Below are 14,269 nucleotides of genomic sequence, written 5' to 3'. Positions count from 1 at the left end.
TACCGATTAGCGGCATCCCAGTCCGTTAAACTAACCCAGCCGGCGATGCTCAAATCAAATGAACCATACTAGTACCCCACGGCGTTTAATAGTATGATCGTGGTAATGAAAAAGCCTACACCCTGCTGCTGCAAAAAGGCGGTGAAGCCCGATGCCTGACTGGTCCTACCAAACGATATTTCGTCCGCTGCTGTTCCGCATTCCCGCGCGTGCAGCACGCGGTTTCACGCTGCAAGCAATGGGGCGCCTAAGCCGAATTCCCGGCGGCACCTTCATCATTAAGACGCTGGGACATGTTGAGCCATCCCCGCTTCTACAGCGCAACTTCGCCGGCATCCTACTACCAACACCGGTTGGTCTCTCCGGTGCGATCGACAAGGAAGGCATAGCCGTCAAGGCGATATCCCAATTCGGCTTCGGCTTCGTCGAGATCGGTCCCATTACATCTAGTCCCATCAAGAGCGATTCCCCGATTCGCATCGATCCTGCAAGTGAGAGCATCCTTTACCCTTGCGAATATGAGAATCTCGGCGCCGAAGCCGCACTGCACCGTATTCGTCATCCGAAGCATCGGCTGCCGCAGTTTGTCCGTGTCGCTGCGGCGTCACCGGAAGCAGGCCCGAATGAGGCCGCGGTTGAACTGCAGTCCTTAGCTGAACGTTTCATGGCCGAACCCAACGTATCGGCACTCATTATCGAGGCGATGAATACGTATCGGGACGATTCGAAGAGTGCGAAGCTCCTCCTTGAGCAGATGTCTTCACACTTGGTTGAAAACGCCAGCATCACCGAGAAGAAGCCGCTGCTGCTCTACATTCCTTTAGATATGCCTGACTCCGTGCTAAAGGAGATTGCACAAGCAGCCGATCCCGCCGTATGGAGCGGATTCGTCATCGGGGATTCGATTCGAACAGCGGACGGCGCTGTGCTGACGGGTCATGATGGCCGACAGGCTTGCATGACTAAGCTGCAGACGATCCGAGCCTATGCGAGCGGGAGTCCCGTTCTGTTCGCGTCGGCCGGGGTGCATGAACCGGCCGATGCGCTGACGCTGATAGCGGCAGGCGCCGACTATTTGCTGCTGCACAGCGGCTTGGTCTATGCCGGACCCGGCTTGCCCAAGCGGGTCAATGAGGCCATTCTATACGATAGACTGGCGAGGGGCGAACCGCCGCCTACGCCGTCTTTTTGGACCCATTGGGGTTGGATGTGTCTGCTTGGGGTCAGTATGATGCTCGGGGGTGTCATTGCGTGGTTGATCGCGGCAAGCTCGGTGCTGCTTCCTTACGATGAATCGTTCCTCGATATGGCGCGCAGCCAAGTGGCAGCGATTAACGGCAATCTGCTGCACTTCATGTCGCATGACCGAATCACGCTCGCCGGCACGATGCTGTCGATCGGCATTCTGTATTATCAGCTTGCAAGACACGGCCTCAGGTACGGGCTGCATTGGGCCAAGACCACGATATGGGTCTCGTGCGGCGTTGGGTTTCCGAGCTTTTTCCTCTACTTAGGATACGGATTCTTGGACCCGCTCCATGCCGCGGCAGCCATCTTATTGCTCCCGATGTTCCTGCTCGCCATGCGCCGCAATCCAGACCGCCCTAACCACAAGCCGGTAAACCTGCATAACAGCAAGGTATGGCGGCGAGGGCTATGGGGACAGCTCTGCTTCATCGTCGTTGGTGCTTCCCTATGTATCGGCGGCATCGTCATTGCTTATGTCGGCATTACCGACGTATTCGTACCGCAGGATATCGGTTACCTGTGCACGACGCGCGATGCGCTCGATCTCGCCAATTCGCGACTTGTTCCGCTCATTGCCCACGACCGCGCCGGCTTCGGCGGTGCGCTGCTGTCGGATGCCATCGGTATCCTCATTGTTGCTTTATGGGGGCTGCAGCAAGGTGCGCGATGGCAGTGGTGGACGCTGCTGTGGAGCGGTTCGCCAGGGTTTATCGCCGGACTTAGCGTTCATTTTGCGATAGGTTATACGGATTTTGTTCATTTGCTTCCTGCTTACTTCGTACTCGTCGTCTATATTGCCGGTCTTATTCTGCTGTACCCTTATCTCATGTTGAAGGAGCGTGACTGTTAAATGTCCCAAACGAACCCATCCACTGCGATTCTCATCTCCACCGACCGAAACCTGCTTAACGTACATGAGCTATACGAGCAGCTTCGACCGATGCCTTGGGCCGAGTCCTATACGTGCGAACGGCTGCAGCGAGCTATTGACAATACGGCGGTTGTCATCGGCGCTTACGATCAGGCCGCTGACGGCAGGCTGGTCGGGTTCGCACGCGTCGTTTCCGACTGTGCGACGTTCGGCTATTTGACTGACGTATTCGTCGATGAGGCCTACCGCGGACAGGGCCTGTCCAAGCAGATGATGCAGACGATCAAGGACCATCCAGACCTGCAAGGTCTGCGCCGCTTCATGTTAATTACGGGCGACGCGCACGGGCTGTACGCACAATACGGCTTCGAGCAGCTGCAGCATGCGGAGAAATGGATGGAGATTTTCACCCCCTAATAGAATAGCTGAGGCTGCTTTATGCCAGCCCGTCCCATTCCAACAAGAATTGTTGAACATACTGCTCCATATACTGATGACGCTGCTCTGCGATCCGGCGGGCAGCGGACGTATTGATTAGTTCCTTCAGCTTGAACAGCTTCTCGTAGAAATGATTGAGTGCCGTATTGTTGCTGTGATCTCGGTACTCCTTCGCCGTCATCGTATCGCGTGGTTTAATGGCAGGGTTATGGATCGGGCTGCCCATCCGTCCTGCATATAGGAAGGTACGCGCGATAGCGATGGCGCCTATGGCGTCGAGCCGGTCTGCATCCTGCACAACTTGTCCCTCCAATGTACGCATCGGCGGGTTCGTGCCGGCGTTATAGGACATTGTAGAGATGATCGCTAGAATGTGATGCTGATCGTCCTTAGCAATCGGCTGAGCCGCGAGCCAGTGCTGCACCTTCTGTAGACCACTTTCCTTCGTATCATTGAGCTTCTCATCCGCTACGTCATGAAGCAGTGCGGACACCGTACAGATGAAGCGATCCGCGCCTTCCTCATCGGCGAGCCGCTCGGCCATCCGTACAACACGATGCACATGCCACCAATCATGACCGGTCTTATCATGCTCAAGCTCCGCTCTCGCGAATGCTTCTGCTGCGAGAATGACTGTGGCTGCAAGTTGATCGCTATATTTGACGTTCATTATTCATACTCCCTTATGATGATTCGAATTGGAATAACGGCTGTGTTGGTGGCACCTGCCAATAGTACGATGCGATTCGTCGTAACGGATGCCGTGGGGCCTATTCGAGTGTACGGAGGGACTTATCACATGTAACGGTTCCCACAACGGTTATCAGATCAATTATCGTCTGTTCGGACTTCGTATTGGTCGAATAGGCTCTATAGCAACCCTTACCGTACAGAAAGCAGCTGTAGGAAACAAGTAAGCCCTGCTGCAACCATTAGCGCCGCAACCGGCCCGCCCGCCTGCCTGTGCCTACTTGCCGAAGGAATAGGATTACTACGAAAGGAGCACAAATGATGGATTTGGATACACTATACCGGACCTACAAGCCGGTACTGCTCGCTTATGCCTATCGGATGCTTGGTTCCATCACAGATGCCGAGGATATCGTGCAGGATGTGTTCGTGTCGGTCCGCGACCTGGATTGGCAGTCGATCGAGCATCCGAAAGCATACTTGATGAAAATGGTCACGAACCGTTCGATCAATATGATTCGATCTGCCCGCCGCCAGCGGGAGGTATACCCAGGCACTTGGCTGCCGGAACCGGACATCCGCTTCACCACTGCAATCGCTGCAGATGAACCTGCCGAGCAGCTCGTGCTGCGCGAGCGCTTCGGCTACGCCCTGCTCGTGCTGCTGCAGCAGCTGTCGCCACTGGAACGTGCCGTCTATATTCTGAAGGAATCGCTAGGCTACCCGTACGATGAGATTGCTCTGATGCTGCAGAAGACAGAGGCTGCATGCCGCAAGCTGTTCAGCCGTGCCAATGCAAAAGTCGGATCGCATGCCCAGAACGAGGACGAATTAACAACGAACAGCGCTGTCGCGGCGGAGCCTTATGTGCAGGCCTTCACCGAGGCGGTCAAAACCGGGCGCTTCGAGTCATTCATCCACTTGTTGACCGATAACGCGGTACTCCTTAGTGACGGCGGCGGTAAGGTGCGCACCGCGATCAACCCAATCTACGGGCGTGATCGCATTCTTGCTTTCTTCAGCGGCTTGTACAATAAAGGCTCTTATCGAGGCACCCTCCACTCCGTGTCGATAAGTGATCAGCCCGGTGTTTTATTCGTACGTCCTGATGGCTATATGAAGGTTTTCTGCTTCGGTTATTCATCCGATCAAACGATTCAATACATTTACTCCATTGCGAATCCAGATAAGCTGCAGCACATTCACGGTTCTCCAATTCATTAAAGCTTCTCCGAATCAAAACATCGGCGCGAAACGGAAGCCCGCAGGCTGCCGACTTCGCGCTGTTCGTCTGTATGAAAGTAATTGAAGAAAAAATTCTTTCCGACATGTCACAAATCCGACGGCTATTTTGTCTTAACTAATGTCAGCCGGCCGCAGACGAATACAAAACAAAATCGTGGAGGGAAACAAATATGAATACTCGAATCAATCACCAAGAGGTAAGCCCGGAAATATATAACACGATGCTGAAGCTGGAGGGCTTCATCGCCTCCTCCGGTCTCGATCACACCCTGTATGAGTTCATTAAGATCCGTGCATCGCAAATCAACGGCTGTGCCTTCTGCCTCGACATGCATACGACGAAGCTGCGCAGCATGGGTGAGACGAACCAGCGCATCGACCTGATCAGCGTATGGCGCGAAGTACCATTCTACAGCGCCAGAGAGAGGGCTGCACTTGAGCTCACGGAAGCCGTAACATTAATTTCCAAAGCCGGTGTTCCGGATGACGTCTATAGCAACGCACGCGAGTACTTCTCTGAGAATGAGTTCCTGACGATCATTATGGCGATCAACACGATCAACAGCTGGAACCGGATTGCGATCTCGACCAGAATGGTACCGGCGCAGGCGCAGGTGCAGGTGTAATAACCAACGTGTTTGTTTGAAAATAGTAGGGCTGAGCAGCCGCTGTCATTCGACAGTCTGTCTCAGCCCTTCTTCGTTATTTCAAATAATAAGATTCAAAGGACTCCGGTCCACCATCGCCAGGCTCTTCAGACCCACCGTCTGACTGCCCTTCCTCTGCTTCCGGCTTCCGCTCACTTGCTTCCTCCAGCTCCGCTGCCGACTCCCGGTCCGGCAGCTTATCGAACTTCACAAGGTGCCGAACCGTTGGCGGCTCTGGACGCAGCTGGCCATAAAGCCGAACGTAAATTTCCTCGATCTCTTCACCTGTCAGATCCTCCTGCCGAAGCAGCTCAGAGGCGATGACATGCACGAAATCGGCGTGCTTATTCACGAGCTCCTTCACCTGATTCATCTGATCCTTCAGCAGCTCGTTGATCTTCGGACGAAGTGCCCGGAAGCCCTCCACCCGGCCGCCAACCGCCAGCCAACTGAACAACTCATCCCCCATGCCGACGGTACCGAGGTAGGCGCCGGCCAGCTGTGTTGCCTGCTGCAGGTCGGAGGTGACGCCGTTCAGCTTCTTGCCAAGAAACTCTTCCTCGACCGCACGTGCCGCCAGACACACTTGAATCTCTGCGAGAATCTCGCTGTCGCTCCGGTTGTACCGTTCCGTCATCGGCTTCGTAGCCGCCAGGCCGAGTGCGCCGCCGCGACGGACGATCGTTACCTTCCATACCCGATCATGCGGCTTCAGCAAATATTGCGCTACCGCGTGGCCAGCCTCGTGGTACGCCACGTTCCGCTTCTCGTCTGCACTCATGGAGCGAAGCGGCTGCTTCAGACCCCATTCGTACGTCTCCATCGCGGCGCGGAAGTCTTCATAACTCGCGAGCTGCGCACCACGCTGATGCGCAATGACGACCGTCTCGTTGACAATATGTTTGATCTGCGCCGGGCTGTAGTGAACCGTGTCGAGCGCGGCCTTCTCAGGCGTGAAGGACGGGTCCGTCTTCACCTTCTTCAAGTAATAGTTGAACACATCCACCCGGCCGTCATAGTCAGGTGAGTCCACCCACAGCTTGCGGTCGAACCGACCTGGACGCAGCAGCGCTTCGTCGAGTACATCTGGCAGGTTCGTTGCTGCAATCGTCAGCACCGGAGGGCGTTCCGCTTTCTTACGGCGCAGGCCGAGCTGGCGCAGCAGCTTCGCGATCTTGGAGCTGTCGAGATTCGGCGGGTCCATCTGGAGCAACAGCTCGTTGAGCAGGCCGGAGCCTCCGCCCATCCCGAACATCCCCATTGCACCACCGCCGCCGCCGCTGCCTTGGCGTTTCATGCCGATCGCATCGACCTCATCGATGAAGATAATGCAGGCGCCATAGATGCGGGCTAGCTTGCGGGCCTTCTTGTAAATGCGCATGACCTTCAAGTTGCCGACGCCGAAGAACATGTTCTGAAAGCTTGGTGCCGAAGCGTACGCGAAAGGCACTTGTGCTTCGTTCGCAATAACTTGAGCGAGATAAGACTTACCTGTGCCCGGCGGTCCGCACAGCAGCAGACCGCGGATCGCTTCGCCGCCCATCGCTTTGAAGCTCTTCACGCCCCGAAGAAGGGTAACGATGCGCTTCGCATTTTCTACAATCTCGGGGTTGCCTCGATAATCATCCCATGTAGCGCCCGTCTCCCCGGGCAATACCCAATACGTTCGACCCCGTGCGAGGAACCAGAAGAGCGCAACGAATTGAATGATCATGAACGCCATCGCATAGAGCAGATTTACGACGATGCCGAGCAGGCTTAAACCGACCATCCAAGTCGTTGGAGCGCCCGCCCACATGAAGATGAGTAGGACAACTATTACTGCGAGACTGATCAGAAACCTGCGCCACTTAATCCATTGATAGTTCCTCATAGCGGCCATGCCCCTTTGCACTGGAATGAATCCGACTTGATAACTTCTATCTATTTCAAACCTAGCCGAATAGAACGTCCGCCGCTGGGATGCGAATATTAATTTTTGATGACAGAACGTGTTCGTCATAGGGGTGAAACGCTTTAATGAAGTACTGAGCTGAGATGCGCTGGTTAGTCGTTGATAAGCATTAGATTCATTTGTAAAGTGGAGTAGGCTTTCATTGGGGATAAGGGGAAGCAATTGTAGTGAGAAAGAACAAATTCTTATGTTTAGAAGGAACTAGCTCTAAGCAGGGTCGCTTATTTTCGAAGATTCCTCGAAATGCGTTTTCACATATTTACTGTACAGCATCGGGCGGGAGGGCGACAAGGACAAACTGAGGAAGGGAAGCAACGTGTTAAATGGGACGGGGAGTACTAGTAGTGATTTCGGAGGAAGGGGCTGGGCCGAGTTGGGTTGAGAAAAAGGGGGCGTGCTAGAGGTTAAAGGGGATGTATCGGTATCCGGACGCTTTAGCGCTGCTGGGGTAGTTAGCGTACATTTTTGTACGCTATGTGGGTGCTTCACTACAGCGGGGACGGTTAAGATACTTTTATGTGCACTAACGGCGTGGTTCTGCTTAAACGTGGGGCATAGCATACTTTTTTGTACACTATGTGGGTGCTTCACTACAGCGGGGACGGTTAAGATACTTTTATGTGCACAACGGCGTGGCTCTGCTTAAACGTGGGGCATAGCATACTTTTTTGTACACTATGATGGTGGTTTCGCACGACTGAAGCGATTAGGATACTTTTTTCTGTTCGATCTCGCTCGCCCTGCGCCTCGCCTTAGAGGTGGTTTTCCACCCCTATCCCATCAGTTACTCCAAGGCCAGGCACTTAGAGGCGTTTCTTCGCCTCTCTCCCATCTGTCCGACGCCACACCTCACTTTTGAGGCGTTTCTTCACTCCTATCTCAGCCGTCCAGCACCGCACCTCACTTTTGAGGTGGTTTTCCACCCCTATCCCATCAGTTACTCCAAGGCTAGGCACTTAGAGGCGTTTCTTCGCCTCTCTCCCATCTGTCCGACGCCACACCTCACTTTTGAGGCGTTTCTTCACTCCTATCCCATCCGTCCAGCACCGCACCTCACTTTTGAGGTGGTTTTCCACCCCTATCCCATCAGCTACTCCAAGGCTAGGCACTTAGAGGCGTTTCTTCGCCTCTCTCCCATCTGTCCGACGCCACACCTCACTTTTGAGGCGTTTCTTCACTCCTATCTCAGCCGTCCAGCACCGCACCTCACTTTTGAGGCGTTTTTTTCGCCCCTATCCCATCAGTTACTCCAAGGCCAGGCACTTAGAGGCGTTTCTTCGCCTCTCTCCCATCTGTCCGACGCCACACCTCACTTTAGAGGCGTTTCTTCGCCTCTCTCCCACCTGTCCAGCACCACGTCTCACTCTAGAGGCGTTTCTTCGCCTCTATCCCAGCCGTCCAGCACCACGTCTCGTCTCGCTTTAGAGGCGTTCTCTCGCTCCTATCTCACCTGTCTCACACAAAAAAACATCACGCCCCCACCCACCGCCCTCGGCGGTATTAGGGATCGTGATGCTTTCACTTCACTCCGTGTTACTTCTTCAACAGCAGGTACAAGAAGTACGGTGCGCCGATAAAGGAGACCATAATGCCGGCCGGAAGGCCGCTTGGGTCGAGGATGTTGCGTCCGATCGTATCGGCGAACAGCAGCAGCCAGCCGCCCATCAGGATGGCAACCGGAATGTGCAGCTGGTGACGCGCACCGACGACCGCTTTGGCGATATGCGGAGCCATCAGGCCGATGAACGCGATGCCTCCCGTGATGGAAACAGCAGCTGCAGCTAGTGCGACAGCCACGACGAGCATAATGCCGCGTTCGCGGCCAACCGCAACGCCGGAACCAATCGCGCTGCCCTCGTTAAGCGCCAGCAGGTTCAAAGCGCTCGCCCGATAGAGCGTGTACGGTATAAGCACCACCAGCCACGGAATGATCGCCCAGATGAACGGCCAATCCGTTCCCCAGATGTTGCCGGCGAGCCATTTTGCAATAAAATCGACCTTTACCGGTTCTGCCGACTGAATAATGACGATCATTGCGCCGGACAATGCAAGAGAGAAGCCGACACCAACAAGAACAAGCCTGATTGGATTTAGACCCTCGTTTTTGTTATACGAGAATGCGTAGATTAGCCCCGCCGTTAGAAGCGCACCAAGGAAGGCCACGAGCGGCAGCATATAGACGAACGAACCGGGTTCAATCGGGAAGTACAAGAAAAAGACCGAAATCGCAATGCCTGCGCCAGAGTTAATCCCGATAATGCCCGGATCGGCCAGATCGTTGCGTGTAATGCTTTGCAGAATCGTACCGGACAGCGCCAGCGCCATACCGGACAACAGTGTAACGAATATACGAGGCAGCCGGAGCGAGAAGAGAACGAATTCCTCCTTGAATGTGCCTTGTCCGAACAATGTTGGAATGAGCCGATCGAACGACAGCGAGGCTGCGCCTAGGCCCATGCTAATGACGATCGTAGCTATAATAAGCGCCAGCAGCGAGGCGACGACAATTCGTTGTTTGCGAACAGCTGGTACCATCATGATAGGGACTTGGCTCCTTTGCGAACGATGAACAGGAAGAACGGCAATCCTAACACCGCAATAATGGCGACGACTGGCGTCTCGTATGGCGCATTAATGGTACGCCCGAGCGTATCCGCCAGCAGCATGAAGATCGCTCCCCAAATCGCCGACATCGGAATAATAACCCGATAATCAATGCCGAACATCGCGCGTACGATGTGCGGAATCATAAGGCCGATGAACGCCATGTTGCCTACCAGCGCAACAGCAGCACCCGCGAGCAGCGTGATGACAATGTGAAGCGTAATCTTCACATACTTCATCCGCAGACCAAGACCGATTGCCGCTTCTTCGTTCAAGCTCAAAATCGTCAGCTGACGTGAAAAGAAGAGCGCAACGATAATCCCGATAATAATACACGGAGCGATGATCTGAATCTGGCCCCATGATGTACCGCTCAAACCGCCGGCAGTCCACATCGTAACATTTTTAGATACTTTGAACAGCAGACCGATCCCATCGGCAAAAGCATACAGAAACGCTGACACAGCCGAGCCCGCAAGCAGCAGTCGCAGTGGCGACAACGCCCCCTTCTTCAAAGCGCTAACGCCGAGTACCATGAGCGTACCTAGACCGGCGCCGATGAAGCATGCAATCATAATGCCGTAGAAATTGACACTTGGCAGCAGCGCGACTGAAAAAGCAAGCGCAGCGTTCGCACCAGCCGTCAGGCCAAGCAAACCTGGGTCAGCGAGCGGGTTGCGTGTCAGGCCTTGCATGATGGCACCGGATACTCCCAGAGCTGAACCGACGAGCATCGCAGCAACCTCGCGTGGAATGCGAAGCTCGCGGAGCTTCGTAATATCGGCATTGGTTACATGCGAGGTCAGCGATAGCCAGACGTCCCTGGCGCTAATATCTGCCGCCCCAAGGAGCAGCGAAATCGCGAACATAACGATTAGCACGAGGAGTCCTGCAATGATTTTGACACTCATATATTTAGTACGTGTACGATTCATAGTCATTGGCTCTCTTCATTCCCTAGTAGAATAGAAAGAGGAACACGTCAATAGACGAGTCCTCTTCGTAACAGTCCTTAACTATTGGCCAAGAAAGAATTTCGTGAATAGCTCCAGCTGATAATCAAGCGTCGATGCATCGTTGAAGTAGAATCCTTGCGCATCCACTTCAAGTACATGATTGTTACTTGCTGCCGGCGTATTCTTGTACGTATCCGTTTGTTGGAACGAGGAATCGCCGTTTGCGTCTTTGCTGAAGATCACGTAGTCGCCCATATAATCCGGAACCACTTCCGCAGACAGCTCGTACCAGCCATCCTTCTCCGTCATTTCTTTTACTTTCTGCGGCATTGCGAGCCCCATAGCCTGATACAGAATTTCCGTACCACGGCCCCATGCGTCACCGAATACATACAGGCTCTTGTCATAGTTCTCGATAACCGAGACCGTCGAGTCCGCACCGATCTTCGCTTTAATCTCTTCACCAGCCTTCGATGCGCGCTCCTTGAAGTCGTCCACCCAAGCTTGTGCTTCCTTCTCTTTATTCAGCAGTTTGCCGATCTCAACGAACTGCGTCAAATAGTCAACTTTGTTGTACGTATATGCAACCGTTGGTGCGATCTCTTTCAACTTATCGAGGTTCTTCGTGCTGTCCGAACCGATGATGAGGTCCGGCTTCAGCTCGATAATTTTCTCTAGATTATCATCGGAAACTTCAGCAACATCCTTCAGCTGCTCTTCGAAACGCGGATTCGACTTGGACCATGAGTCCACCCCAACCATATTAACGCCGAGCTGAATGACAGAACCAACATAAGAGGTCAATACAACGACACGCTGCGGGTTAGCTGGTACTTCGACTGGGCCTGATTCAGATTGATACGTGATGGTTTCGGCGCTGCCTGCCTCGTCATTGGATTTTCCACAAGCGCTGAGCACGAGTACAAATACGAGGATAAGCGGCAAAAGCAGTTTGCTACGTTTAAACATACGAATATTTCCCCTTTATTTTGAATAATGAATAGATGACTGATTAAGAGCTTACTTCGGTCAAATTATGGGATAACCATGTGATGATAATGATTATCAGTTGCAATCGTAAACCAAGCACACCGGTTTGTCAACTTATTTTTTGAGAATGATTTGTAAATTCCCCTATAGAAGAGGCTTCCTCTCGAAAAAGAATGGCCTTCAATCGTCTCCACAGCCGGACCGAGCCTATTGTGGACCGCGCTTCCCTCCTATACACTCGGGAGTGTAGGCATAGGCGAAGGAGATGATGACCGCTATGAGCAAAAGAGGGCTTTATCGCAACTTCTTTCTGCATTCCGATATCGTCATTATGGCCGGTGTATGGATCGTGCTAGCGGCTGTTGTTGTGAACCGTGACCCCTCATGGCTGAACGCTGCTGTATTCCTATTCGGAATGGCTTCATTTATGGTCAGTGAGTATATGACGCATCGATTTCTGTTCCATCTGAAAACCCCAAAGAACGCTCTTGCTTTGAAGTTTCTTAAGCGCTTACATTATGACCACCATACCGACCCGAACGATCTAAAGCTGCTGTTTCTTCCGGTCTGGTACAGCCTTCCGAACTTAGCCTTCTTCGCTGTTCTTTTCTACCTCGTGACGGGCTGGGTAAGTGCGGCATTAGCTTTCGGGGCGGGACTTGTGTGCATGCTGCTCTTCTACGAGTGGAAGCATTACATGGCCCACCGTCCGATTCAGCCGACAACCAAGCTGGGGCGCTGGAATAAGCGAATGCATCTTCTCCATCATTACAAGAACGAGAACTACTGGTACGGTGTCTCTACCCCATTCGTCGATGTGCTGTTCGGCACGCTAAAGGATGAGAAATCCGTACAGACGAGCGCCACTGTTAAAGATTTGGAGAAACGCGGGCAGACAACGCCTTAACGTAAAAAATATACAGCCATCCCGTGCATGACTGCATGAGATGGCTGTTTTGTTGTATCGCCTAACGACAAGCTTTGCATAAATGCTAATTTTTGGTGACAAACCTGCCGATAAATGTTTCAGAACATTTACTAAATCACAAGAAAAGGAGTTTCTAGAATGAAAAAGAAATATTCCAAATTGCTTCTTCTATCGTTAGGAGCAAGCCTGCTCTTGCCAGGTGCAATCACGAATGCTGCAACGAAAACGTCAGCCGATTTTACTGATTTGGCTGGTCTGGATGCCGCTACGAAAGCCAAGTTTGATGCACTGCTGAACGCAGGCGTTTTCGAAGGCAACGGCACCAGTCAATTCGGTGTTGATGAAGAAATGAATCGGGCGCAATTCGCCAAAGTCGCTGCACTAATCTACGGCCTCGAAATCAACAAAAACATTACAACCTCGAGCTTCAGCGATGTTGGCGGTGATAGTGGCACGAACGCATGGGCAATTCCTTATATTGAAGCGGCTAAGAAAGCCGGCCTTATCAACGGTAGAACGGATGGCACCTTCGATCCAAGTTCCAATGTCAACATGGCAGAATTCGCCACGGTGTTATTGAGAGGACTTGGCGCACAACTAGATCAAACGAGTACACCTTGGTATGCAGATGCCATCAGACAAGCGATTAGCGTCAAGCTCCTCCCCGACGGCAGCGATCCTAAACAGCTGGCTACTCGCGGTGATCTAGTAGTCGGTGCATATAACGTAGTGGAAAACATCGATGAGCTTAAGAAAAAACTGCAAGAGCAGAACAACAACAATAACAACAATGAAAATAACAATAATGAAAATAACAACGGCTCCGAAGAACCAGGTGACACCGATACGCCTTCCACGGGTGGTACGATCCGGCCAAGTTATCCAAGTGACAAAACGGCGCCAACCATCACAGCAGCTACGATCAACAATCGAAGTGTGAAGGTGACAGACGGTACGACAGGTATTATCAGCTTCAAGAGCAGCGAGTATCTAACAAGCGGAACGCTGAGTGTAAGCGAAGCGTCTACGCTTAGCATCACTTCGATCGAAGGCATCTCGCTGTCTGACTATACTTCCCTGTCGTTTACGCAGTCGCTATCCGCTGGGTCGAACTCGCTCAATCTGATTAAGACGCTCGGCGCGTTGGATCCACAAGAGGATGGCGTATCGATGTCGCTCCTGAACCAGCTGGATTCCAATCAAGACGGTCTTCTCATTGAAGGTACGCTTCGCGATGCTGCGGGCAACACCAGCGCGATTCAATTGAAGATTAAAGCCGACGATATCGCACCAAGTCTGACAGCAGCAACGATCAACGGCAGCAGCGTAACGCTCAGTGACAACTATGGCAGCTTTGGACTTCTGCCAAATGACTACCTGCGTACAGGAACGATTACATCGAACGAAGATGCTACGTTTACGGTTACTGAAATCGAAGGCATCGTACTTTCCCAGTATTCGTTCAACTTCTCACAAGAAGTAAAGGAAGACACTGCAGCATCTTTGGATCTTGTAAGCTTCCTCGGCAGCTCAGATCGACAAAATAACGGCTTGTCCTACAGCTACCTAAAGCTGCTCAGCGGAGCCTCCGACTCGCTGACGCTTACAGGCACATTAACGGATGCAGCAGGCAACAGCAGCACGGTTACACTCACAATCAACTTCCTTCAATACGGCTAAGGCCAACACTAAGAGGGA

At 52.8% G+C, this 14,269-nt stretch carries 11 protein-coding genes; 6 read left to right on the top strand and 5 right to left on the bottom strand.

Annotation, left to right across the window (positions count from 1 at the left end; all coding sequences use genetic code 11):
• The first annotated feature begins 151 nt into the window (after positions 1–151).
• Entirely contained in the window at positions 152–2,098 is a 1,947-nt protein-coding gene (locus DFQ01_RS09980; protein ID WP_110043737.1) for a dihydroorotate dehydrogenase, read from the top strand.
• Entirely contained in the window at positions 2,099–2,536 is a 438-nt protein-coding gene (locus tag DFQ01_RS09975; protein WP_110043736.1) for a GNAT family N-acetyltransferase, read from the top strand.
• A 19-nt stretch (positions 2,537–2,555) separates the two neighbouring features.
• Here the strand turns inward: DFQ01_RS09975 and DFQ01_RS09970 are convergent, their stop codons facing one another.
• Complete coding sequence (locus DFQ01_RS09970; RefSeq protein WP_110043735.1) at positions 2,556–3,227, bottom strand: HD domain-containing protein; 672 nt, start codon at positions 3,225–3,227, stop codon at positions 2,556–2,558.
• Positions 3,228–3,565: 338 nt separating this feature from the next.
• Between DFQ01_RS09970 and sigJ the strand changes: the two genes are divergently transcribed.
• Complete coding sequence (gene sigJ / locus DFQ01_RS09965; RefSeq protein WP_110043734.1) at positions 3,566–4,471, top strand: RNA polymerase sigma factor SigJ; 906 nt, start codon at positions 3,566–3,568, stop codon at positions 4,469–4,471.
• A gap of 191 nt (positions 4,472–4,662) precedes the next feature.
• On the top strand, positions 4,663–5,118 hold the full coding sequence (locus DFQ01_RS09960) for a carboxymuconolactone decarboxylase family protein (protein WP_110043733.1): 456 nt from the start codon (positions 4,663–4,665) through the stop codon (positions 5,116–5,118).
• Positions 5,119–5,194: 76 nt separating this feature from the next.
• Here DFQ01_RS09960 and DFQ01_RS09955 read toward each other — a convergent pair whose 3' ends face one another.
• The 4 genes from DFQ01_RS09955 to DFQ01_RS09940 all read right to left on the bottom strand — a co-directional run bounded on the left by DFQ01_RS09955 (position 5,195) and on the right by DFQ01_RS09940 (position 11,622).
• Complete coding sequence (locus DFQ01_RS09955) at positions 5,195–7,012, bottom strand: AAA family ATPase (protein ID WP_110043732.1); 1,818 nt, start codon at positions 7,010–7,012, stop codon at positions 5,195–5,197.
• Between the two features lie 1,614 nt (positions 7,013–8,626).
• The gene (locus DFQ01_RS09950; RefSeq protein WP_110043731.1) at positions 8,627–9,631 is read right to left on the bottom strand and encodes a FecCD family ABC transporter permease; all 1,005 of its coding nucleotides are present in this window, start codon (positions 9,629–9,631) and stop codon (positions 8,627–8,629) included.
• On the bottom strand, positions 9,628–10,638 hold the full coding sequence (locus DFQ01_RS09945; protein WP_110043730.1) for a FecCD family ABC transporter permease: 1,011 nt from the start codon (positions 10,636–10,638) through the stop codon (positions 9,628–9,630). The genes DFQ01_RS09950 and DFQ01_RS09945 overlap by 4 nt, the downstream gene beginning before the upstream one ends.
• 75 nt (positions 10,639–10,713) lie before the next feature.
• Positions 10,714–11,622, bottom strand: coding sequence for an iron-hydroxamate ABC transporter substrate-binding protein (locus DFQ01_RS09940; RefSeq protein WP_110043729.1), 909 nt, complete (start codon positions 11,620–11,622; stop codon positions 10,714–10,716).
• Between the two features lie 298 nt (positions 11,623–11,920).
• Here DFQ01_RS09940 and DFQ01_RS09935 point away from each other — a divergent pair, with 298 nt between their 5' ends.
• Positions 11,921–12,550, top strand: a complete 630-nt coding sequence (locus DFQ01_RS09935; RefSeq protein WP_110043728.1) for a sterol desaturase family protein — start codon at positions 11,921–11,923, stop codon at positions 12,548–12,550.
• 159 nt (positions 12,551–12,709) lie between these two features.
• Entirely contained in the window at positions 12,710–14,251 is a 1,542-nt protein-coding gene (locus tag DFQ01_RS09930; protein ID WP_110043727.1) for an S-layer homology domain-containing protein, read from the top strand.
• The last annotated feature ends 18 nt before the right edge of the window (positions 14,252–14,269 follow it).

It is taken from the genome of Paenibacillus cellulosilyticus (assembly GCF_003182255.1).
Lineage (GTDB): Bacteria > Bacillota > Bacilli > Paenibacillales > Paenibacillaceae > Paenibacillus_T > Paenibacillus_T cellulosilyticus.
Note: the sequence above shows the minus strand (reverse complement) of the source record. Positions and strands in the feature narration are given on the sequence as shown.

Coding starts and splice junctions, on each gene's coding strand:
- DFQ01_RS09980 (WP_110043737.1), top strand. CDS start 152: ATGCCTGACTGGTCCTACCAAACGATATTTCGTCCGCTGCTGTTCCGC.
- DFQ01_RS09975 (WP_110043736.1), top strand. CDS start 2,099: ATGTCCCAAACGAACCCATCCACTGCGATTCTCATCTCCACCGACCGA.
- DFQ01_RS09970 (WP_110043735.1), bottom strand. CDS start 3,227: ATGAACGTCAAATATAGCGATCAACTTGCAGCCACAGTCATTCTCGCA.
- sigJ (WP_110043734.1), top strand. CDS start 3,566: ATGATGGATTTGGATACACTATACCGGACCTACAAGCCGGTACTGCTC.
- DFQ01_RS09960 (WP_110043733.1), top strand. CDS start 4,663: ATGAATACTCGAATCAATCACCAAGAGGTAAGCCCGGAAATATATAAC.
- DFQ01_RS09955 (WP_110043732.1), bottom strand. CDS start 7,012: ATGAGGAACTATCAATGGATTAAGTGGCGCAGGTTTCTGATCAGTCTC.
- DFQ01_RS09950 (WP_110043731.1), bottom strand. CDS start 9,631: ATGATGGTACCAGCTGTTCGCAAACAACGAATTGTCGTCGCCTCGCTG.
- DFQ01_RS09945 (WP_110043730.1), bottom strand. CDS start 10,638: ATGACTATGAATCGTACACGTACTAAATATATGAGTGTCAAAATCATT.
- DFQ01_RS09940 (WP_110043729.1), bottom strand. CDS start 11,622: ATGTTTAAACGTAGCAAACTGCTTTTGCCGCTTATCCTCGTATTTGTA.
- DFQ01_RS09935 (WP_110043728.1), top strand. CDS start 11,921: ATGAGCAAAAGAGGGCTTTATCGCAACTTCTTTCTGCATTCCGATATC.
- DFQ01_RS09930 (WP_110043727.1), top strand. CDS start 12,710: ATGAAAAAGAAATATTCCAAATTGCTTCTTCTATCGTTAGGAGCAAGC.